This window comes from Fictibacillus nanhaiensis (assembly GCF_019801215.1).
In the GTDB taxonomy this organism is placed as follows: domain Bacteria; phylum Bacillota; class Bacilli; order Bacillales; family Fictibacillaceae; genus Fictibacillus; species Fictibacillus nanhaiensis_C.
In genome coordinates this window covers 69789-91859 of the sequence record NZ_JAHVJO010000001.1, presented here as the reverse complement: position 1 = coordinate 91859, position 22071 = coordinate 69789, and the positions used below count along the sequence as shown (strand labels likewise).

25 protein-coding genes and 3 riboswitches are annotated in these 22071 nt (G+C 37.3%); of the genes, 11 read left to right on the top strand and 14 right to left on the bottom strand.

What is annotated here, in order from left to right:
• Positions 1–15 precede the first annotated feature (15 nt).
• The 3 genes from KUV80_RS00480 (at position 16) to cyoE (ending at position 3733) form a co-directional block, all read left to right on the top strand.
• Positions 16–1170, top strand: coding sequence for a glycosyltransferase family 4 protein (locus KUV80_RS00480; RefSeq protein WP_222460735.1), 1155 nt, complete (start codon positions 16–18; stop codon positions 1168–1170).
• Positions 1171–1184: 14 nt separating this feature from the next.
• Positions 1185–2534 (top strand): UDP-glucose dehydrogenase family protein, encoded by a 1350-nt coding sequence (locus tag KUV80_RS00475; RefSeq protein ID WP_222460734.1) that lies wholly within the window; start codon positions 1185–1187, stop codon positions 2532–2534.
• A gap of 263 nt (positions 2535–2797) precedes the next feature.
• Positions 2798–3733, top strand: coding sequence for a heme o synthase (gene cyoE / locus KUV80_RS00470; RefSeq protein ID WP_222460733.1), 936 nt, complete (start codon positions 2798–2800; stop codon positions 3731–3733).
• Between the two features lie 69 nt (positions 3734–3802).
• On the opposite strand, the gene metK is transcribed toward cyoE, so the two are convergent.
• Complete coding sequence (metK, locus tag KUV80_RS00465; protein ID WP_222460732.1) at positions 3803–5008, bottom strand: methionine adenosyltransferase; 1206 nt, start codon at positions 5006–5008, stop codon at positions 3803–3805.
• Between the two features lie 159 nt (positions 5009–5167).
• A riboswitch (SAM riboswitch) is annotated at positions 5168–5295 on the bottom strand.
• 262 nt (positions 5296–5557) lie between these two features.
• Between metK and pckA the strand changes: the two genes are divergently transcribed.
• Positions 5558–7141, top strand: coding sequence for a phosphoenolpyruvate carboxykinase (ATP) (gene pckA, locus KUV80_RS00460; protein WP_222460731.1), 1584 nt, complete (start codon positions 5558–5560; stop codon positions 7139–7141).
• 119 nt (positions 7142–7260) lie between these two features.
• Here the strand turns inward: pckA and KUV80_RS00455 are convergent, their stop codons facing one another.
• Positions 7261–8031 carry an alpha/beta hydrolase family protein gene (locus KUV80_RS00455; RefSeq protein ID WP_222462214.1) on the bottom strand — a complete coding sequence of 257 codons (771 nt, stop codon included), beginning with the start codon at positions 8029–8031 and terminating at the stop codon, positions 7261–7263.
• A 120-nt stretch (positions 8032–8151) separates the two neighbouring features.
• Between KUV80_RS00455 and KUV80_RS00450 the strand changes: the two genes are divergently transcribed.
• From KUV80_RS00450 to KUV80_RS00440, 3 genes are read left to right on the top strand one after another with little or no spacing between them, the layout of a single operon-like run.
• Positions 8152–9156, top strand: a complete 1005-nt coding sequence (locus tag KUV80_RS00450; protein ID WP_222460730.1) for an ABC transporter substrate-binding protein — start codon at positions 8152–8154, stop codon at positions 9154–9156.
• A 17-nt stretch (positions 9157–9173) separates the two neighbouring features.
• Positions 9174–9953: an ABC transporter ATP-binding protein gene (locus tag KUV80_RS00445; RefSeq protein WP_222460729.1), complete on the top strand. Its 780-nt coding sequence runs from the start codon at positions 9174–9176 to the stop codon at positions 9951–9953.
• Positions 9940–10737 carry an ABC transporter permease gene (locus KUV80_RS00440; RefSeq protein ID WP_222462213.1) on the top strand — a complete coding sequence of 266 codons (798 nt, stop codon included), beginning with the start codon at positions 9940–9942 and terminating at the stop codon, positions 10735–10737. Before KUV80_RS00445 ends, KUV80_RS00440 begins: the two co-directional genes overlap by 14 nt.
• A gap of 7 nt (positions 10738–10744) precedes the next feature.
• On the opposite strand, the gene ytkD is transcribed toward KUV80_RS00440, so the two are convergent.
• The 3 genes from ytkD to KUV80_RS00425 form a co-directional block, all read right to left on the bottom strand.
• A complete protein-coding gene (gene ytkD, locus KUV80_RS00435) occupies positions 10745–11224 on the bottom strand; it encodes an RNA deprotection pyrophosphohydrolase (RefSeq protein WP_246624991.1) in 480 nt (159 codons plus the stop codon).
• 96 nt (positions 11225–11320) lie between these two features.
• Positions 11321–11863, bottom strand: a complete 543-nt coding sequence (locus KUV80_RS00430) for a hypothetical protein (RefSeq protein ID WP_222460728.1) — start codon at positions 11861–11863, stop codon at positions 11321–11323.
• 112 nt (positions 11864–11975) lie between these two features.
• Positions 11976–12239, bottom strand: coding sequence for a holin (locus KUV80_RS00425; RefSeq protein ID WP_222460727.1), 264 nt, complete (start codon positions 12237–12239; stop codon positions 11976–11978).
• Between the two features lie 212 nt (positions 12240–12451).
• Between KUV80_RS00425 and KUV80_RS00420 the strand changes: the two genes are divergently transcribed.
• Positions 12452–12664: a hypothetical protein gene (locus KUV80_RS00420; protein ID WP_222460726.1), complete on the top strand. Its 213-nt coding sequence runs from the start codon at positions 12452–12454 to the stop codon at positions 12662–12664.
• A gap of 49 nt (positions 12665–12713) precedes the next feature.
• On the opposite strand, the gene abbA is transcribed toward KUV80_RS00420, so the two are convergent.
• The 4 genes from abbA to KUV80_RS00400 all read right to left on the bottom strand — a co-directional run bounded on the left by abbA (position 12714) and on the right by KUV80_RS00400 (position 13886).
• On the bottom strand, positions 12714–12893 hold the full coding sequence (abbA, locus tag KUV80_RS00415; RefSeq protein WP_222460725.1) for an antirepressor AbbA: 180 nt from the start codon (positions 12891–12893) through the stop codon (positions 12714–12716).
• A 90-nt stretch (positions 12894–12983) separates the two neighbouring features.
• The gene (locus KUV80_RS00410) at positions 12984–13169 is read right to left on the bottom strand and encodes a DUF2670 domain-containing protein (RefSeq protein WP_222460724.1); all 186 of its coding nucleotides are present in this window, start codon (positions 13167–13169) and stop codon (positions 12984–12986) included.
• Between the two features lie 45 nt (positions 13170–13214).
• A riboswitch (cyclic di-GMP riboswitch) is annotated at positions 13215–13298 on the bottom strand.
• Positions 13299–13417: 119 nt separating this feature from the next.
• Positions 13418–13606: a Fur-regulated basic protein FbpA gene (locus KUV80_RS00405; RefSeq protein ID WP_222460723.1), complete on the bottom strand. Its 189-nt coding sequence runs from the start codon at positions 13604–13606 to the stop codon at positions 13418–13420.
• A gap of 115 nt (positions 13607–13721) precedes the next feature.
• The gene (locus KUV80_RS00400) at positions 13722–13886 is read right to left on the bottom strand and encodes a hypothetical protein (protein ID WP_222460722.1); all 165 of its coding nucleotides are present in this window, start codon (positions 13884–13886) and stop codon (positions 13722–13724) included.
• 162 nt (positions 13887–14048) lie between these two features.
• Here KUV80_RS00400 and KUV80_RS00395 point away from each other — a divergent pair, with 162 nt between their 5' ends.
• Entirely contained in the window at positions 14049–14624 is a 576-nt protein-coding gene (locus KUV80_RS00395) for a DNA-3-methyladenine glycosylase (RefSeq protein WP_222460721.1), read from the top strand.
• On the opposite strand, the gene KUV80_RS00390 is transcribed toward KUV80_RS00395, so the two are convergent.
• Together KUV80_RS00390 and KUV80_RS00385 are read right to left on the bottom strand one after the other, a co-directional pair.
• Entirely contained in the window at positions 14621–15307 is a 687-nt protein-coding gene (locus KUV80_RS00390; protein ID WP_222460720.1) for a hypothetical protein, read from the bottom strand. The two genes, KUV80_RS00395 and KUV80_RS00390, sit on opposite strands and share 4 nt — an antisense overlap.
• A 150-nt stretch (positions 15308–15457) precedes the next feature.
• Positions 15458–16693: a dicarboxylate/amino acid:cation symporter gene (locus tag KUV80_RS00385; RefSeq protein ID WP_222460719.1), complete on the bottom strand. Its 1236-nt coding sequence runs from the start codon at positions 16691–16693 to the stop codon at positions 15458–15460.
• Between the two features lie 175 nt (positions 16694–16868).
• Positions 16869–17028, bottom strand: a riboswitch (cyclic di-AMP (ydaO/yuaA leader).
• Positions 17029–17203: 175 nt separating this feature from the next.
• Between KUV80_RS00385 and KUV80_RS00380 the strand changes: the two genes are divergently transcribed.
• Positions 17204–17398 (top strand): hypothetical protein, encoded by a 195-nt coding sequence (locus tag KUV80_RS00380; protein WP_144698448.1) that lies wholly within the window; start codon positions 17204–17206, stop codon positions 17396–17398.
• 38 nt (positions 17399–17436) lie between these two features.
• On the opposite strand, the gene KUV80_RS00375 is transcribed toward KUV80_RS00380, so the two are convergent.
• Together KUV80_RS00375 and KUV80_RS00370 are read right to left on the bottom strand one after the other, a co-directional pair.
• Positions 17437–18165, bottom strand: a complete 729-nt coding sequence (locus KUV80_RS00375; RefSeq protein WP_222460718.1) for a GDSL-type esterase/lipase family protein — start codon at positions 18163–18165, stop codon at positions 17437–17439.
• 74 nt (positions 18166–18239) lie between these two features.
• A complete protein-coding gene (locus KUV80_RS00370) occupies positions 18240–18398 on the bottom strand; it encodes a hypothetical protein (RefSeq protein ID WP_222460717.1) in 159 nt (52 codons plus the stop codon).
• A gap of 121 nt (positions 18399–18519) precedes the next feature.
• Here KUV80_RS00370 and KUV80_RS18815 point away from each other — a divergent pair, with 121 nt between their 5' ends.
• Positions 18520–19215, top strand: a complete 696-nt coding sequence (locus KUV80_RS18815) for a TrkA C-terminal domain-containing protein (RefSeq protein WP_222460716.1) — start codon at positions 18520–18522, stop codon at positions 19213–19215.
• A 31-nt stretch (positions 19216–19246) separates the two neighbouring features.
• Here KUV80_RS18815 and KUV80_RS00360 read toward each other — a convergent pair whose 3' ends face one another.
• Positions 19247–21892: an EAL domain-containing protein gene (locus KUV80_RS00360; RefSeq protein ID WP_222460715.1), complete on the bottom strand. Its 2646-nt coding sequence runs from the start codon at positions 21890–21892 to the stop codon at positions 19247–19249.
• Between the last annotated feature and the right edge of the window lie 179 nt (positions 21893–22071).

Sequence of the window (22071 nt, the reverse complement as noted above, 5' to 3'; positions counted from 1 at the left end):
AAGGAGATGAAGAAGATGAAACTTGCCTTATTTACAGATACATTCGATCCACAGATCAATGGTGTTGCGCGAACTCTCAAAAGGTTAACTATGTATTTAGAAAACCATTCTGTTCCGTATAAAGTGATCATGCCTCATTTTGATGAGATATCTCCTGATTTAAACAACTACTATGCTATGAAGAGCCTGCCCCTTTTCCTTTATCCTGAGTGCAGGCTCGCTATACCTAAATGGCGTGCCCTTGATCAAGAACTAAATTCTTTTAAACCTGATTTACTCCACATAGCTACTCCTTTCAATATTGGTCTATGCGGCTTGCGATATGGCAAAAAAGAAAACATACCTATGGTTGCTTCTTATCACACACACTTTGACAGGTACCTGTCCTACTATCATCTTGATTTTCTTTCTCCCCTACTTTGGCGCTATATGACATGGTTTCATACCCCCTTTCAAAAAATATTTGTTCCTGCTGAGGAAACGAGGCAGACACTTATGAGACATAGTTTCACTAATGTTTCGATCTGGTCGAGAGGGGTGGACTGTGACCAATTCTCCCCACAAAAACGGAATCATCTCCTGCGTGAAAAATACAAAATCAAAGAGAAATATATACTATTATTCGTTGGAAGGTTAGCTCCTGAAAAAGACTTGGATGTACTTCATGAGATGATGCAGAAACTTCCCTCATTGCTTAAAGAGCATATACATCTACTGATCGTGGGAGATGGTCCGAGTCGACCTATAGTAAAGAAGTGGGAGGAAGAATCTCCGAATATAACCTCTGCAGGTTATTTATCTGGAGATGAACTTGCGGGTGTCTATGCTTCATGTGATTTATTTGTCTTTCCTTCTTCAACTGAAACGTTTGGAAATGTTGTATTAGAAGCTCATGCGTCCGGTTTGCCAGCCATCGTCTCAAATAAAGGAGGTGTAACAGAAATTGTGAGAGATGGTGAAACTGGAATGATTGCTGAAGCAGGAAATGCAGATTCATTTATCAAAAAGCTTACTTCTGTCATAGATGACCCTATCCTATTACAAAAAATGAAGCTTCAAGCTAGAAATTATGCCCTTTCTCAATCATGGTCTACCATCTTCGGAAATCTGTTGTTACAATACGAAGAGGAAGCATTTAAAAAAGATAAAAAGAAAACCATTATTGCTTAAAAGGGGGGGAATAGATGAAACTTGGTATTTTTGGCGTCGGTTATGTAGGATTGGTTACTGCAGTCTGTTTTGCAGACAAAGGACATGATGTATACATTCATGATACCGCAAAAGAAAAAATTGCTACTCTTCAATCTGGTGGTTTGCCTATTTTCGAAGAAGGATTAGAACCTTTACTTCAGCAAAATGAATCAAAATTGCATTACACACATAATGCTACAGCGGTCATACATGATTGTGATGTCATTTTCATCTGTGTAGGCACTCCCCAAGATACAGAAGGTAATGCGGATCTCTCACAAGTAGAGAGTGTTGTCGAAATAATTGGCAAAGAAAGCCGGAGAGATAAAGTAATCATCATTAAAAGTACTGTTCCCCCAGGTTCAACTGAAAATATGGAGAAGCTGGCACAGAAACAAAACAAATTCGGAAATCGTTTTACGCTCGTTCACAATCCCGAATTCTTGAGACAAGGAAAAGCGGTTTATGATTTTATGAATCCTTCAAAAATAGTAATAGGTACTTCGGATAGTGAGGCACAAAAACTACTCTGCAGCTTGTATAAAAAATGGAATGCACCCATACTTGTTACAGATACAAAAAGCGCTGAGCTGCTAAAATATGCGGCAAATTCCTTTTTGGCGATGAAAATATCGTACATTAATATGTTTTCACAGTTGAGCGATAAGCTTGGAACGAATATAGACGATGTCGCTTATGGTATGGGATTAGATCCTAGGATAGGCAGTGATTTTCTAAATACGGGGATTGGATTTGGAGGTTCCTGTTTTCCAAAAGACTTAAAAGCACTTGAAAATGTTGCTGCAGGCTTGAATATCGAACTTCCTTTCATCTCCCAGACAACCACGATTAATGAAAAACAAGGTGATCTTTTTTATAAAAAGATAAAGAATTTCTGCAAAAGTCTGCAGAATAGAAAAGTTACATTGTTAGGCCTTTCATTTAAGCCCTTTACCGAAGATACGCGTTCTGCTCCTTCACTTCTGTTATCACAAAAGTTGGTCCAAGAAGGAGCTATCGTAACGGCATATGATCCTTTAGTAAGAGATTTTCCAGTTGAAGGTGTTCACATCGTTTCTTCATTAGAAGCTGCAATAAAAGATTCAGAAATGGTTTGTTTAGTAACGGAATGGCCAGAGTTCAAAAAGCTTTTGCATGGCGATGTCTTGAAGCTAATGAATGAGCCTGTGATCTTCGACGGAAGAAATATGTTTACACTTGAAGAAATAAATCGAGCTAGCTGGTATACACCTCTTCATTATGAATCGATCGGACGGCCGACAGTTACAAGTTACACTGATAATAATCAAGCTGCTAATTTGTTAGTAAAGGAAAAAGACTGATCGTTACATTCAGTCTTTTTTTCTTTGTGCATATGAGTTTTTTCTCATTGATTGAGTTTTTGGTTATAATGAATTTACTTAGATTTTTTAGTCATTTTATTTCCTTTTCATTATTTCCCTCTTTATTGTGTATTCTAAGACATTATTGCAGTCAAATTATTTGAACATAGAAAACATTTAGTGCTAAATAGAAAAGTAAGTAAATGAAAATATTAGGTTAGATTCGTATGAAAATAGATAAAGCAAAGAAGAGGTTTTTTTCAATGGATGAAAAGGTAGATAAACGTAAAAAAAACACATCAGATGCGAAAAAATCTGGAACGGCCATTCTTGCACAAACCGTTAAGACAGGAATAATAAAATCAAATTTAGTTCCGATGTTTGCAGGATTGACATTGGCTTTATATACCTATCAGTTTAGTCTCTTCGAAAAACTTCCGGAAATGGTATATGCTTTAATCGGTTCAATTTTAGTAATGGGAGCTGCAGGTGCATTTAATAATCTGTATGACCGGGATATAGATTCTGTTATGGAGAGAACAAAGAACAGACCTACAGTAACAGGAGAAATAAAACCTAAAACTGTATTATGGCTAGCTATCGTTATGTCGATCAGCGGAATATTAATTCTTTCTTTAGCTACTCCTTTAGCTGCATTCTTAGGTTTTTTAGGTTTATTCTTTTATGTGGTCCCGTATACGATGTGGAGTAAAAGAAGAACTATCTATAATACTGAGATTGGAAGTATTTCCGGAGCTACGCCTCCACTTATTGGGTGGGCTGCTATTTATCCAGATATTACGCACCCTGCAATCCTAGGGCTTTTCGTAATCACAGTTATTTGGCAGATGCCGCATTTCTATGCGATCGCCATTCGTAAGCACGACGAATATAAAGCGGCCAAAGTACCTATGCTGCCTGTCGTTAAAGGAATTAGAAGAACGTATATCCAAACAAATATTTATTTAATTGTATTAATCATGATAAGCTTTCTGTTTATCTCTTTAAGTCTAGGTTTAGTATTAGTCGCACTCCTACTAAGTGTTGCATGGCTCTCTTTAAGTATCATTGGTTACAACAAAATGGACGATTCTGAGAAATGGGCAAAATCCATGTTTATATTCTCCCTATTTCACATGACCATCCTTTTTTCAACGGTGATTCTCTATTCCCTTGTAGGTATCATTTTTGATCTATAAAAGGAAAAGCGAATAAAAAAGCCTAGTGCTAAAACGGTTTGTGCCGTTAGCGCTAGGCTTTTTACTATATTAGATATTTGCTTGTTTTTTTAAGTCTTCTGCTTTATCCGTTTGCTCCCATGGCAGCTGAATATCAGTACGACCAAAGTGACCGTATGCAGCAGTTTGCTTATAAATAGGACGGCGAAGATCAAGCATCTTGATGATTCCAGCAGGTCGAAGATCGAAGTTTTCGCGAACAAGCTCTACAAGAACTTCTTCTGATACTTTTCCAGTTTCGAACGTATTTACTGCAATGGAAACAGGCTGTGCCACACCAATCGCATACGCAAGCTGAACTTCAACTTTATCTGCAAGACCAGATGCTACGATATTTTTTGCAACATAACGTGCAGCATATGCAGCGGAACGGTCAACTTTTGTAGCATCCTTACCAGAGAATGCTCCGCCACCGTGACGAGCATATCCACCGTAAGTATCAACGATAATCTTACGTCCAGTAAGACCTGCATCACCTTGAGGTCCACCGATAACAAAACGGCCTGTTGGATTGATAAAATATTTTGTATTCTCATCGATTAATTCAGCAGGTACAACTGGCTTAATCACTTTTTCTTTGACGTCTTTTTGAATTTCTTCAAGCGTGTTTTCCGGATGATGCTGAGTAGAAATGACAATTGTATCAATACGTACTGGCTTGTCGTTCTCGTCATACTCAACAGTTACTTGAGTTTTTCCATCTGGACGCAAGTAAGGGATTTCTTCACTCTTACGAACTTCAGTTAGACGGCGAGATAATTTATGAGCTAATGAGATCGGAAGAGGCATAAGCTCTTCTGTTTCATTACAAGCAAAACCGAACATTAAACCTTGGTCGCCTGCACCGATCGCTTCAATCTCAGCATCTGTCATAGAACCTTCTCTAGCTTCAAGCGCTTGGTCTACACCCATTGCAATATCAGCAGATTGCTCATCGATAGAAGTTAAGACTGCACAAGTTTCAGAATCGAAACCATATTTAGCACGGTCATAACCGATTTCTTTAATCGTTTCACGTACAACTTTAGGAATATCTACGTAAGTTGACGTTGTAATCTCACCTGCAACAAGAACAAGACCTGTTGTAACAGATGTTTCACAAGCGACACGTGCATTTGGATCATGTGTTAAGATCTCATCTAAGATGGCGTCAGAGATCTGGTCACAAATTTTATCTGGATGCCCTTCTGTAACAGACTCAGAAGTAAATAAACGACGACTAACTTTTTTGGACAAATTAATATCCTCCCTTTAACTACTTTCAGTAAGATACGGTACTTTATTCTTATCTCTATTCGCATAGTTTATGTTCTTAACCTGAAAAAGGCATAAAAAAAGCCCTTCCCTGTTAGCAATGAATCGAGGGAAAAGGTTTTGAAATAAAAATGCCTTCACCTCTTATTGTCCAAGGTCATTCACCTTGCAGGTTAGCACCTTTTCATCTAAGTAGATAATGAATATCCACTTTCATGTCGGTTGCTGGGTTTCATAGGGCCTGTCCCTCCACCTACTCAGAATAAGAGTAGCCGTTCTCGAAATATGATAGCGCAATGAACCAGTGATGTCAACAGAAAACATCGCAAACGTAAATATAAAGAAAGGAATCTATAACCTTTCATTAAAACGCTTTCAATGTGTTGTTGAATTACTCTCAAATATAGCCTATTTTTTTAGAATAAGAACTTTTTTGATACACCTTCATAAAATAGTATACATTATTTAATTTAATGTGTTATACTAATTTTCGAATATATCACTCTAGGATAAAGGATGGTACTGTCTGATATGAATACATTGGAATTTACGACAACCTTACATGAACTTGTAACCCGTGAAACGACTCACCTGAACTTGCCTGTTCCGGTTTTAGTGGAAAAATCATTAACACGTAAAGAAGGCATCCTTACATCTACAGGAGCATTAAGAGCCACTACGGGGAAATACACAGGTCGTTCCCCTGAGGATAAATTTATCGTTGAAGACACCTCCGTAAAAAAAGCAATCGACTGGGGAAAAGTGAACAAACCTTTTTCACCTGAAAATTTTGATAAATTATACAAAAAAGTACTTCAATACTTAGGAAACAAAGAAGAATTGTTCTTATTTAAAGGGTTTGCTGGAGCAGACCGAGAATATCGCCTTCCTATTCAAGTGATTAACGAGTACGCTTGGCATAACTTATTTGCTCATCAAATGTTTGTACGTCCAAATCAAGATGAAATAGCAGCACACCAGTCCCAATTTACAGTTGTTTCTGCACCTGGATTTCAAGCAAACCCAGCTGAGGATGGCACAAACTCAGAAACATTCATCATCATCTCGTTTGAAAAACGAATTGTATTAATCGGTGGAACAGAGTATGCAGGAGAGATAAAAAAATCAGTATTCTCTGTAATGAATTACTTGCTTCCTGAAAAAGGAATTCTCTCCATGCATTGTTCAGCGAACGTTGGCCATGAAGGTGATGTTGCTCTATTCTTCGGACTGTCTGGAACTGGCAAGACAACACTCTCCGCTGATCCGAACCGCCGTCTAATCGGAGACGACGAGCATGGCTGGGCAAACACAGGGGTCTTCAATATTGAAGGCGGTTGCTATGCAAAAACAATCGATCTATCACAGGAAAAAGAGCCTCAGATTTGGAATGCGATTCGTTTTGGCAGTGTTTTAGAAAACGTCATGATTGATGAAGATACGAGGGTGGCAGATTACAAAGATTCCACTCTAACAGAAAACACACGTGCTGCTTACTCTGTTGATGCCATTCCTAATGTTATTCAACCTAGTGTCGCTGGTCATCCTAATACAATTATTTTCTTAACAGCAGATGCATTTGGCGTGTTGCCTCCTATCAGTAGATTAACAAAAGAACAAGCGATGTACCATTTCTTATCAGGATATACGAGTAAGCTTGCTGGAACAGAAAGAGGAGTTACTTCACCGCAAGCAACTTTCTCCACATGCTTTGGAGCTCCGTTCCTGCCATTACCAGCAACCGTATATGCTGAAATGCTAGGTAAAAAGATCGACCAGCATAATGTTCAAGTTTTCCTAGTAAACACTGGCTGGTCAGGCGGTGAGTACGGTATAGGAAGCCGCATGAATTTAAGTTTCACACGTGCTATGGTGCAAGCTGCACTAGAGGGTGAGCTTAATTCTGTAGAAACTGTTGTTGATCCTATTTTCGGTCTTCACATTCCAACTCATTGTCCTGGTGTACCCGATAGCGTGCTTCAACCAAAGAAAACGTGGGAAAATCCAGAACAATACGATATGAAAGCAAAAGAACTGGCATCAAAATTCAAAATAAACTTTGAAAAATTCAAATCAGTTTCACCTGAAATCATGCAGGCTGGACCACTTTCATAAAAAGCTTTAAGGATGACTCATTAATAGAGTTGTCCTTTTTCTTTGTATTTGAATGAAGTTGTTTTCCGTTCTGGGTGAATCTTTTAAACTCAAAAAAGAAGCTGCTGTCAATCAGCTCCTTATCCACGTTCTTTCATCCACTCACATAGTGCATATGTAATCTTTCTGTTTTCTTTTGGCGGAAAATAATGCGTGTATTCGGGATAGACCCATGTTTCACAAGGCTTCTCTAACTCCTGTAATCTTTTCTCGATTTTCAATGTATGCCCTACACTCACATTTTCATCTTTCATTCCGTGTATACATAAAAGCGGAACATTTAACTCACTGCAATAAAATAAAGGGGATCTCCATTCATATTCTTCTGGATATTTATCTGGTGTGCCACCGATAACTCTCTTCATCATTCTCCGCAAATCTTCTCTTTCCTCATACGTAACAGCCATATTCGTTACACCACCCCACGTAACGACCGACCGAATCTCAGGGTATTGGATCGCAGTAAATAATGCCATCGGACCTCCTCGAGAGAAACCGAATACATGAATCTCGTCTTTATTCACTTTCGGAAACTGTTTTAATACCTCAAAAGCGGCAAAGGCATCTGTTCGGTCCTTTCCAGCAAAATCTTCGTTACCCTCTCCTCCTTGGTTTCCTCTGTAATAGGGAGCAAACACAGCAAATCCTTGAGAGGCAAATTGAATAATTCGTGCGATTCTTACCATTCCTACAGACTTTATACCGCCCCTAAGGTAAAGGAACCCTGGGAATGGACCTTCCCCCTCTGGGAGAGCCGCTAGTCCTTTTATTCTCAATCCATCATTTAAATAAGTAACAACATACAACCTTATTGTAGGATGAGGTGATGGAAATCGCTGCCACTCTATCATTTTTGCTCTTATCACTGCCGTCCCTCCTCATCATTTAATAGGCAAACACACATTTACATCAATCACATACATTATTACATAAAAGTCATGACTTCATCCCTATTTTGCAGGAGGATTAAAATGAACCATTTAAAAAGAAAATTAACAGTGCTGTTTGCTTGTCTCCTTGCTTTTTCAACGTTGCTCATCGCGTGTAACAGCTCTAGTTCCAAACAAGAAACCATTCGTATTGCAGAGGTTACTCGCTCCATCTTTTATGCGCCCCAATATGTAGCTATTGAAAAAGGATTTTTTGAAGAAGAAGGCCTGAAGGTAGAATTAACGACCACATGGGGCGGCGACAAAACAATGACTGCACTCCTTTCAGACGGTGCTGATGTCGCTCTTGTAGGTTCTGAGACGACGATCTACGTTCATGCTCAAGAAACGACAGACCCTGTAATTAACTTTGCTCAACTTACCCAGACAGATGGAACGTTTTTAGTGGCGCGGAAAAAACCCGATTTCTTTTCATGGGAACAATTAAAAGGAAGTACTTTCCTTGGTCAGCGTAAAGGGGGGATGCCTCAGATGGCTGGTGAATTTGGCCTAAAAAAACATGGCATCGATCCTAAGAATGATCTAACGATGATTCAAAATATTGATTTTGCAAATATCGCCAACGCCTTTGCATCCGGAACTGGTGATTATGTTCAGTTGTTTGAACCGCAAGCAAGTCTCTTTGAACAAGAAGGAATCGGTCATATTGTTGCTTCATTTGGAGCTGAATCAGGTAAAATTCCTTACACTACGTTTATGTCAAAAGAAAGCTATATAAAAGAAAATAAGGATACATTAGAAAAATTCACAAAGGGCTTATATAAAGCTCAGCTATGGGTAGAAAACCACTCAGCAGCTGAAACTGCAAAAGTGATTGCACCTTATTTTGAGGATACCCCTGTTGAGTTGATTGAAACAGTTGTAGAGCGGTATAAAAGCCAACATAGTTATGCATTGAATCCTATTTTAGATGAAGAAGAGTGGAACAATTTACAAACGATTATGGATGAGGCTGGAGAATTGCCGAAAAAAGTGGATTATAAAGTGCTCGTCGATACAACGTTAGCAAAGCAAGCGATAAAGTAGCATAAGGAGGGATCGTCGTGGCCTTATTACAACTTAAATCAGTCGGTCAAACGTACTTTTCAAAAACATCAGCCACAACGGCCTTGGAAGATATTACGCTTTCCGTAAATGAAGGGGAGTTTGTTTCCATTCTAGGACCGAGCGGATGTGGTAAATCAACTCTTTTATCTATCATTGCGGGTCTTTTGATTCCAACTTCGGGAACGGTGATGGTTAACAATCAACAGGTCAATCATCCTCACCCAAAGATCGGTTATATGCTGCAGCAAGACTATTTGTTTCCTTGGAAAACGATTCATGACAATATCACGCTTGGTCTAAAACTTAGAAATCAACTTTCTCATCAACATGTTCAAACGGCATTCCAGCTTTTAAAAGAAATAGGACTTGAGCATACAATAGGAAAGTATCCGTCTGAGCTATCTGGCGGGATGAGGCAAAGAGTGGCACTTGTTCGTACATTAGCCACACAGCCTAAGATGCTTTTACTTGATGAACCCTTTTCTGCACTCGATTATCAAACCAAATTAAAACTGGAAGATTTGGTATCTTCTACGTTGAAGGAACATGGCAAAACGGCTATTCTTGTTACCCATGATATCGGTGAAGCCATTGCGATGAGTGATCATGTCATTTTGTTATCGAGTAATCCTGGCCGCATTTTTCGAACGTTTAAAATTCCAGAAAGCATAAGAAATCTTCTCCCCTTTGAAGCCAGACAGCATCCTGATTTTTCTTCCACCTTTCAGAAAATATGGGAGGAGTTGGAGCACATTGAACAAAATGATCACGAATAAGAAGCATCTAGAATTTCTTTTAGCGATTAAAAAAGAAAAACGAAACATCCGGATTGTCCAGTTGCTCATTTTTCTAAGTTTCTTCTTATTATGGGAAATTTCTTCACAGTATGGCTGGATCAATCCGTTACTCTTTAGTTCACCTTCTAAAATTTCGCAGCTTTTTCTAGAAAAAATAAGTGATGGTTCTCTTTATATTCATGTTGTTATTACTCTCGGAGAAACCATTCTTGGATTTATTCTTGGAACACTTTTTGGCACCTTATTAGCTGCATTGCTATGGTGGTCTCCTTTTTTATCAAAAGTATTGGATCCTTACCTCGTCGTACTTAATGCAATGCCTAAAGTTGCCCTTGGCCCAATCTTAATTGTTGCGATAGGACCTAATTTCGGTTCTATAATTGCAATGGGTATCCTCATCTCGATTATTATTACAACGCTTGTCGTATACACAGCATTTCAAAATGTTGATGACAACTATATAAAGGTAGTCCGTTCATTTGGAGGAAGTAAAAAACAGTGCTTCAAAGAGGTGATCCTCCCAGCCTGTTTCCCCAGCATCATCTCTTCGTTAAAAGTTAATGTGGGACTGTCGTGGGTAGGTGTCATTGTAGGCGAGTTTTTGGTTTCTAAACAAGGGCTTGGCTATATGATTATTTATGGATTCCAAGTATTCAATTTTACACTTGTATTAATGAGCCTCTTAATTATTGCTGTTATGGCCACCATTATGTATCAAGGAGTAGAATACTTAGAGAGTAAACTGATTAAACACCATATGTAACCCTCTATTAGACCAGAGAGTGCTGGATGGCATATTTCATGCTTTCCCGCAAGACCTGGTCTTTCATCATGAAACTAAACGTCTTGTTCGTTGACACGTCTTCTGGAAGTTCAGTCATCAAAACAGGACCATTCGTTTCAAAGTAGCGATGCTTTAATAATATTTTATCAACAATCACTACATAAATATTTTTTATGATTTTTCCGCCTTTACCATCCACATAATACTGACCAATATATTTAAGGTCAGATACATTCCCGCCAGTTTCCTCAAACACCTCACGAACTGCTGCTTCATCGGCAGTCTCTCCTGGCTCTACTTTTCCTCCAGGAAATTCTATCCCCCGTCTAGGGTGTTCCGTTAGAAGCCACTGATCTTTAAATTTACAAATACACCACACATGTTTGGGGGATTCCGAAAATGGGTGGTCAGCAAACGACAATTGTACGGTGTTGTTATAAAAATCTTTAAATGTAATAATATCCATCGCACTACTCCATCTCGACTATTTCCTCTATTGTAAAGTTCACAAGATTTAAAGTCCAATTTGTTTAATCGTGAAAAAACATGGGTGTCCCCATGTTTAGTCCACAGAAGCAAATGTAATGATCCATTCCTCTTCGATATATTCATAACCTAATGTAATTTCATACGTTCCATATAGATCAGACGTGTTCTTTTGATACACTCTATAAGAAGTATCTGAGAGTTGTTTTACATCAACAGGTTGTTCCTCTTCTAACCAAGGAGGAAGTTCAGTTGGAATAATATAAAGTGAACTTTCCCTCTCCTCAAATAGTCCATCTGTGTAATACACGGCAATATCTTCTGAAACATAGTTTTTTAAATGAGAAATCAATTCCTCTTTTGTGGAATATTTAATCACCTTATAGTTAGCATCTATTTCTTGCTTAAGCGCGTCCATGAAAAGCTTTGCCTTTTCTTTAGCGATGTTTTCATTGAACTGCGGAATCTTTTGTTTTGTATTTTGGCGTTCTTCAGCAGTAACAGGTTGATTTACCATGTTATCCGTCGTTGCTGACGTCTCTTGAATTTTTTCTGAAAGATTTGGAACTAATAAAAATGATAGCATTACAGTAAAACAAAGTGCTACAAACGCTTTCACGTGATTCACCACCTGACATTTGTTTTCTTACTATAATCTATTCACTCAAATCCAAATTCTAAACCCCTTCTTCATAAAACATCAAAGGATTAATGATATTCTTGGAAAAGAATTAACACGCTCTTTTTGATTTTTTACCTTTTTTACCGATTTCATACAGCCCAGTTGCCGCTAAGCCTGCTATGCCTCCAGACCATAACCTCAATTCAGCATTCATCTCCGTAAACGGAGAAGCAATAAAACCAATCAATAATCCAACAAAAAAACTGCTTATTGGGATATATTTCTTTGAAATCGGGAATGTACGTTTTAAAAGCTCCATAATCGCTGTAACTAAAGGAGCCAGAAGTGATGAAAACATGAGTACCTGCTCCACAGGACCACCTCCACTTTCATAGCACGTTCTTCCTTTTATGTATGTTAAAGATTCAAGCTGCATAACTTAAATCCTGCCTATCTAAAAAATTACTTTTTGTCCTAAACAGAATACCACTTCTTGCATAAACTAACTTGCCATGATTTTTTCGGTTATTTTATTTAAATCGGTCCATACTATTGGTAATGAAGGGCAAGACAGGAGTGAGCTTTATGGTAAAAGGTGACGATCTTTTTCTTATACGTCTAGAAGCAAATGAAATCTCATGGTGGGAATATGCTAGGAATGTTTCCCCTGTTTCAAGACCATCTCAATATTTAACCTATTGGTCTTTTTTAAAAAATAGAGGGAAACTGCCTAAAAGATTAGTAAAAGAAGCAGAATGGCGAATGGAAGCCAGAAGAAAAGGTTTGTTAGATACTTAAATAAACAAAAAGCAAAAGACCCCCAATTCCGGGCCTTTTGCTTTATTTTTTAACTATGTAATTTTTTTAATAATACGTTCAATTTTCTCATTTTTGACTCATAACCTGGTTTTAACTCGTATTCTAGATCCGATAATTCTGAATCTACAACCTCGTATGCATATCCCTGACTTAAAAGTGCCTCGATAAGCAATTCTTTTTCTTCGTCAGAGAGGTTATTTATTTTCATTTGAAAGCCCCCTCTCATGTATGTCTACATTATACCGTGGGCTTTCTAGTAGATTCCTTATTAAAAATTTGGAAATTTAAAATTCACTCGCTAACTCGTAATAACAACCCAAGCTATAGCACCAATAATAATAAGGACATTTGCAAAATAATCTATGAAACGATTATCTTTCCCCATCATCACCGTTGCATAATATAGAAAGAGGCCAAAACAAATAATGATTACTAAATAAGAACGAATGACTGACCAGGATAAAAACAATACGTAATTTTCCATATATACCCTCCTCGTTTGTTTCATAAATCGAAGGATAATGATTCGTAAGGTAGCTGGCTGGCATATTGCATGAATGAAGCCCCTATAGCTTTGCGTCCTCACTTTTCAGAGAGTTTGCCTTTATCAAACGATTTATGGCGTATCTTTAGTTATTTTGTCGGAAAAATGAAACTAACTCCCTACCCATAGGGATATTATACCAAACTAGACGACGAGTTGTAATTAATTTTTAAATATTTGCACATTCATTAACTAATATGATCTTCATGTTTGATCATTTGCGCATTCTTCCATTCACTTTCTAATTCCGATAATGTAAACTCAGTCAAGTGTCTATGATCCTCATAACCATATAATCCATTATGGATAAGATGCTGAATTAAACGTTGTTTTCTTCCTTCAACAGCTCTGCGTAACTGTCCTTTATTATGATTCATCTTGGTCTTTTTCTCCTTTTTGTTACCATTTTAACCATATGAAAGAAGATTCAAGCATAAAAAGTAAAAATAAAAAGCTCCTTCCAAAGGAAAGGAACTCATTATATGCACTCGTTTAATGTAAGACAGATTTACTCCATTGTTCATAAACAGCATTAGGCGCATTCCAGCAAAGCCAGGAAACCATCGTTTTAATACCATGTTGGCTTACTTCCCAGTACTCCCAGCGTCGTTTGGAGAGATTCTCGTAAATCCCAGTTTCATTAACCCAACCATCCACATTAAACGCCTCCTATTTATTTTCTTCTTAAAAACTTCTTGTTAACTTTCTTATTTCCTTTATTTTACGTTTGTGAAACTCCGACAAAAGGTAACATAAAACTACAAACCTGTATTATTATTTTCTAGAAACCACTAATGTCATACATGTTAGGAGAAAATAATGGAGCTTTGGAATTTGCCAACATTAATACTTGCTAGAACACTATTAGGCAAGGAACTTATTCATGAGAGTAAAGACGGTACCACCTCAGGATACATCGTTGAAACTGAGGCCTATTTAGGTCCTGAAGACAGGGCTGCACATTCTTTTGGTAATCGAAGAACAGCAAGAACGGAGGTTATGTTTCAAGAAGCTGGAACGATCTATACATATTTTATTTATGGAATGCACACTTGTTTTAACATCGTATCAGGCCCTATCAATAAACCTGAAGCTATTTTAATTAGGGCCATTGAACCTGTACAAGGAATAGAGCGAATGAAAGAAAGAAGAGGCGCGTTGAAAAAAGAGATCATGTTAACAAATGGTCCCGGCAAACTTTCTAAAAGTATGGGATTTTCGCTTAAGCATAGTGGTCAAAAGATGAACAGCAGTTCGATATTGTTACAGGATGGAATCGTTATTTCGGATGATGAGATTTCTGTAGGACCTCGTATAAACATTAATTATGCAGAAGAGGCTGTGCACTATCCTTATCGTTTTTGGATAAAAAACAACCCTTACGTATCTCGTTAATACGAAGGGTTGCTTTCATTCTCCAAGGATACTGTAGCATTTTCATGTATGAGATCCATCGGTAGAGTTCTGTTTGTTTCCTGCATCCAGACAAGATGGTAAAATGTCTGCTTTTTAATAGCCATGTACTTAGTTTGCATGATCAAAAGCCAAACGACTAAAAACAGTGTAGTTTTCACAGTACTTTCTGCTGTAAAGCTTACTTCATTTAACGGTAATACACCTGAAAATATGCTGGAAATCAAACCAACAAAAAGAGCTCCTAGTAAAAATAAAGACTGATTGTTTCGTAAAAATTTTAAGCGATGCTGCAAATAATTTTGAATGAAAAGACGTTCCTGTGAATTAAACTGTAAATAACGGCTTTTAGCTGATTTTGCATTCGCTATTAACCCCTTTGAACGTTCAGATTGCCAAAGAGTTTGCAAAAAAAGAGTAAATTCTATATCTCGAGAAGGCTCTATACTCATTTTGCGATGAATGAAGTTATGTGCCTGATAAAAAGCAATCCCCTTATTTAAAGCACCGAGCAATAGATATCCGCTAAACACAGTTAATGCAAAAACAAACCAAAACGAATTCATTCCTCTTTCAAACAATTCAAGTACCGGTAAAACGACCGTCTGAATTTGAACCCAGATTATTTTACCTGCAAGCAGTAATATTTCTAGCCATTTTTCCAAAGAAATCACTCCGAGACATCATTATGTATCTTCTTATTTTAACACGAAGTTTTAACTCTGCTTACATTTATTTACTCATTTTTTGTAAAACTGAGAATATAAACATACAAAAAGCCGCAGAACATTTCTGCGGCTTCTTTGATTTATCTCTTATGCACTAGCTTCTTGCTCTCTAGTACCAATATGTTTATCTTCACCTTTATCAACGATTACTGCACAAGCAGCATCTCCAGTAATGTTAACAGCCGTTCTTAACATATCAAGAATACGGTCAACACCTAGGATTAAGGCAATACCTTCTACAGGTAATCCAACAGAGTTTAATACCATGGCTAACATGATCAGTCCAACTCCAGGAACACCCGCTGTACCAATACTTGCTAATACCGCTGTTAAGATAACAGTGATCATAGCGCCAATACTTAAGTTAATATCATACACTTGAGCAATGAAAATCGTCGCAACCCCTTGCATAATAGCTGTTCCATCCATGTTGATGGTAGCACCAAGCGGCTGAACAAATCCACTTACCGATTTACGCACGCCAAGGTTTTCTTGAGCCGTTTTCATTGAAATTGGAAGTGTTGCGTTAGAACTAGAAGTACTGAATGCTACCGACATTGCTGGTGAGAAGCCTTTAAAGAACCAAATAGGGTTCTTTTTAGCTAGTAACGCAACGGAACCACCATATGTCACTACAGAGTGAATAGCTAGTGCTAGTATGACGATTGACATATAAAGCCCCATCGCTTTAATGGCTTCAGTTCCTTGACTCCCAATAGCTGAAGCAATCAATGCGAATGCACCATATGGAGCAAACTTCATAACAAGATTTACAAGGTACATCATAATTTCATTACCTTGTTCAATTAAGCTCAACATTCCTTTTGTCTTGCTTCCTAACATCGTTAAGGCGAATCCAACAAAGACTGAAAATGCAATGATTTGAAGCATGTTTCCATCTGCCATTGCTGAAACAGGATTTGTAGGAATAATTCCTAATAATGTATCGGTTACAGCAGGAGCCTCTGTTGCTTCAAATTTAGCTCCTTCGGTTTCAAAGTCACCCACGCCTGGTTTAAAAATAAGTGCTAAAGACATAGCAATAACAATGGCGATAGTAGTAGTGGCTAAGAAGAAACCGATTGTTTTCGCACCAATACGTCCTAATTTTTTAGGATCACCCAGTCCGGCTGTACCAAGTACGATCGAGAAGAACACAATTGGCACTACAAGCATTTTAATTAAGTTTAAGAACAATGTCCCCACTGGTTTTAACACATACTTATCCAGTGTTGTAAATGCATCTGGCATAGCTAAATTTAATATAAGTCCTGCAACTACCCCTAGTGCCAGAGCAATCAAAATTTTCGTTGACAATTTCATAAAACGCATCCCCCTTTTTTAGAAAATTCTTACTATTGTTACTATAGTATGAGGAGTGTGTCCTAATACATGCCTAAATTTTTTGTTTGCATATAAAAACCCACGAAAAAAGAGAGAATTTTTCCGTGAGTGTAATAGCGCAACACATAGACATAGACTTAGACCATGTATAAAGCTCTCTCTCCAAGAACGCTTACGAGGTTAGCTGTCGGATTAGGGAATTGAGAGTTATCCCTTTTGCTTTCACAAATTCATCCCGAGGCTTAATGCCAAAGTTGTGGTTCCCCCGCTTCTGTTATTCAGAATAGAACAATAGAATTCAGCGAATCATATTAATATACTCTAATCTTATCAATATACATAAAAAATTGTCAAGATTTCTGACGTGTATATTTATTCCATTATCGAGATTCTTTATGTATGTTTTGCCATATTCACGCACTTACCCCACAAGCATGAAGAAAACAGCGAATTATTTAGAAGGTTCTATACTTCAGGGAGGTATTAATAATGAAAATTGTATTTTATGAAAAGGGAGAATTAAGCATCATTGTCGGTGCTTCGAAACTAAAAGGGGAATTAACGATCGAACAAATAAAGAACGAGAGTGAAAAAAAAGCTAAAGAACTTGGTGAATTATTAGGCAGAGAAATTGGATTCTTAATTGATATGAACGGTAAACTAGATACTCAATTCAAAAAATAAGTAAAGAGGGTGTCAATACAACTTTTGACACCCCCTTTTTATGGCTTCCATTGACTATATACCCAGTTTCCCATCTTGTAATATCCTCTTCTGTTAGGATGCAGAGTATCTGCAAAGTACATATCTTTTTCTATATTTTCGTACAGCTCAAAGGTAGAAACATATTTAGTTAATGTGCTTTCTTTACTTACTTCTAAAATCACATCATTCCAAGTACGAATGCTTTCTGATGCTGCTGGATCGTACTCTTTCCCAAAATATGGATTATACAAACCTAATACATATAGTTCGGCAAAGGAGTTATTTTCCCTGACTATGTTTAATGTCTTGGTTAGATTGTTCCTTAACTTTTCTTTTCCTAGCATAAGCGGCTGCTGTGGAAGCTGACGGAAGTTCCATCCTGCAGCATGTCTAAAATCGTTCGTACCGATAAAGACAAATACATAATCAGCTTGTTTCAGTGATTTGATAACAACTCCGTTATCCAATTGCCGTAAAAGCTGGTCCGATCTTTGACCACTAATACCAAAATTATTTAGAATGACATTTCTTCCCGTTTGTTGTTGAATATTTTTTCGTACTACTCCAATATATCCAGTTTTTGACGGATCTCCTACACCATACGTTAATGAATCGCCAAGAGCAACAATTCTTATAGGCTGAGTTTCTTTTGTATCTTCTGTTTTCCCAAAAAACTGAAATACTGTGAATAGAAGAAGAGCAAGTCCTATTCCTCCTATTAACCATTTTTTTGAAACATTCCGCACATTATGCCCTCGATTCTAGTTATTGTTTTATTACTTTTTACCATAACGAGGGAAAATATCAAGTAGTGAATGTGCTATTTAATATGATAATCTTCCGACCTGTAAGGGTAATCCTCCCATAAATGCTCTTTGTCGTATTGATACGTATCCTTTTTCACAAAAGAATGTATGAGTAAAGCCACGCCGCCGCATAAAAGGCCTGCCGGTAATAGGGTAACAATAAATCCAATCATAATAAATCCCCTCCTGTACAAAACTATATGAGGAAGAGAAAATTTTTATGAAGCGTGAAAAAGTTAAAGATTTATTTTAATGGGTATAGAAAAGATAGAAAAATAAGTCGGAGGTGCCTTTGTGGGTTTTGTGTTTACCATGCTCTACTTTGCTATTATTGCTGTCGTAATCGAAATTAACGTATTGCTTTTTACATATACAGGACTAAAAAAGGAAATTGCCCGTTTTCAAGTGATTTCAATGTTCACAGCTACAGGCTTTACAACTGGAGAGTCTGAACTAATTCTAGGACATCCTATTAGACGAAGACTCAGTACATTTCTGATCCTATTTGGTGTTTTCTCATTAGCAGTCGTGATTTCTGCAATAAGCAATATTTTGTCTGATGAGTTTCGATCTATTGAACTCGGTGTAACTATTTTGTTTCTAATCGGAACCTATGTCATTTTGAGTACTTCAAGGTTTAAGAGTTATCTGCAGGAATCATTTGAAATGCATCTTCATAAAAAATACAATCTATGTGATTTGCCACTAAGGGATGTCATGTATTTTCATGAAGATGATATTGTAGTAGAACTTCCTATACATGAAAATTCTAAAGTGGTTGGTAAAACGTTACAGGAAGTAATAAAAGCCGAAGACGACTTATTAGTCTTATTTATTAAGCGGGGAGACGTCACATTAAGAAAAGATAGTTATACAACAGAAATCCAAGAAGGAGATATGCTTTTCCTTTATGGAAACAAAGACTCCCTCACTACCGTTTTTAAGGAAGAAATGAAGGAATTAAAGGAAAATAAAGAAGTCAGTGACTAAATAAAAAAGGAGCATGATCGCTCCTTTTTCGTTAAACAGACGTAATTCGTTTCTGAAATTCTTCCATTTGACTAAACAATAATGTTTCCAATTTTTCGGATTCCAATGGCCGACATGTGAAGAATCCTTGGATTTCGTCACATTTATTATGTACTAAATAATTGTATTGTTCTTCCGTCTCGACCCCTTCTGCGACTACATTCATTTTTAAAGCATGAGCTAATGTAATAATGGCTGTTGCTATCGCAGAATCATCTGTTTCAGTCCCAATCCCTCGTATAAACGATTGGTCGATCTTTAATGTATCAATATGGAATTTATTTAAATACCCCATCGAGGAATAACCTGTTCCAAAGTCATCAAGTGCAAATTGAACACCCATTCCCTTCAATTGTTCTATGGAAAATAAAATCGTGTCCTCATACTTCATCAACATACTTTCAGTTATCTCGAGTTCTAACAATTCTGGCGGTAATCCCGTTTTTCTTAATATCCCTTGAATCGAGGAAACAAGATCTCTCTTTAAAAATTGCCGGGCTGACAAGTTCACTGCTATCTTAATTGGAAAAAAACCTTTATTCATCCACTCTCTCATTTGTGTACATGCTGTTTCAATGACCCATGCACCAATTTTAGTGATGAGACCCGTTTCCTCTGCCAACGGAATAAATTCACCGGGAGATACCATCCCCCAGCGAGGATGATTCCAGCGAATCAGTGCTTCTACGGCTAAAATCGTGCTCTGATCAATTGAAAATCTTGGTTGATAGTGAAGTACAAACTCTTTATTTTTGATCGCGTCATGCAGTTCATTTTCCATTAATAGCCGTTCATAGCTGTTGTTTTCAAAAGCACTCTGATAAAAATGATACGTATTTTTGCCATCTTCTTTGGCCCTATACATAGCAAGGTCGGCATTCTTTAATAGAATCTTCGGGTCGTGCCCATCTGATGGGAAAAGAGAAACTCCAATACTCGCTGTAATTCTAATCATTTCATCTTCAATATAGATGGGTTGTTCAAAAAGATCTAACAGCTTGGACATTTTTTGTTTCAGTTTGTTAGCCGTTATATTTTCAAGGATGATTGTAAACTCATCACCACTCATTCTATAAACCCTGCCGTAGCCTGTCGTGAATTGTTTTAACCTCATCGAGACTTCCTTCAGGACAAGATCTCCAAACGTATGGCCTAGGGAGTCGTTAATAAATTTAAAACGATCCATATCCAAAAACAAAACACCAAGCTGTTGATTCTTATTTTCAGCATTTCTTAAATGGCCATCAAATTCTTCTGTAAATGAGCGTCTATTAGGCAGACCGGTTAATTGGTCATGATAGGCCATTTTTTTTACAAGTTCCTCATGTTTGTTACGCTCTGTAATATCTCTTGCTACTACTACTATATTTTCAATCTCGCCAGACTCTTTTAACACAGGCATAGCCCTTGCTTCGATGGTGATATAGTGTCCGTCAGCATGCAGATATCGGAATTGAACTTCATGAGGCTTTTTGTCTTTCAAAAGGTTCATAAATTTTTGAGAAACGACCGTAATGTCATCTGGATGGGTATACGTTAGAAACGAGTTTCCAAGGTTTGCTTTAGCCCCAAAAATAAGCTGGTAAGAAGGTGAAGTATATTTAACCTTTCCAGTTTTATCTAATGTAACGATTAAATCTGTTATGTTTTCAGTCATTGCTCTGAATTTAGCCTCACTTTTTCGGATGGCTTCTTCTTTTTGTTTTTGTTCAATCGCTAAACCTGCTAGATGCGTAAACGCTTCCATTGTTCCCCATTCTTTTTCATCAGGCGCTGAGGGATGGTTAAAGTATACCGCTAATATACCAAGAAGTTGATTGGATGAAGAAAGGATCGGATGACTCCAGCAAGCCCTTACTCCATGGCTAAGAGCTATCTTTTTCTTTTTATTGTTTTTCAAATCCCTCGCTATATCAGAGAGAATAACCGGTCTATAAGTATATGCCGCCCTGCCGCAGCTCTCTTCTTCAGAACTGATCTCTATTTTATGGATGTCCTGGATAAAGGACTGTGGTAATTTGCTTGAAAAAGCATACTCAAGCTTTCTGTCTTTTTCATTAGCCAGATGGATGCACACTTGGGATTGTGATATAGCTGCCTCGAAATTAATAGAAATCGCCTGGAACACATCTCTTAAATTACTGCCTTTTGCAATCATCTCTAGAATTAATTTTTGACCGATAAGGAGTGATTCTGCAATTTTTTGTTCTGCATAAAGAATCTGATATTCTTCTTCAGATTTTTCCAATTTTGCTGCAATTGTTTTTGCCTCGGTAATATCTTTTACAGAAGCTAGTAGATGAGTACACTTCCCATTTTTATTATGTATAGGAGTTACTGTTGTTTGGCTAACTTGTAGCTCTCCATTATTCATCGTTTCAGTATGAAATTGAATAGGCTTTTGCAAAGAAACAGTCTTTTCATAATCCGCCTGCAGTTTTGCTGCTAGTTCTTTAGACAGGACTTCATCCATATGCTTGCCCATTACGTCTCGAGTAAGATTGGCGTAATTTAGGGCAGAGTCATTTGCGGCTACGTATTGAAATTTATTTCCTTCTTTTACTTTCATTAAAAACATCATATCGAGAAATCCATTAAATAGTGTATTCATTTCTATTTGATCTTCTATACGAAACATATCTTAGTCTCCTCGATTTAAAAACTATCAAAAAATTCACACATCTATCTCAAGTATAGTAAACAATCACATTTTTTTCCATAATAAAATCTAAACCCCCATATACACACCCATGTTAACGAAAGCTAAAAAGGATATAAAAAAAGAACCTCTTCTAATAGAGGTCCAATCTGTGGTTA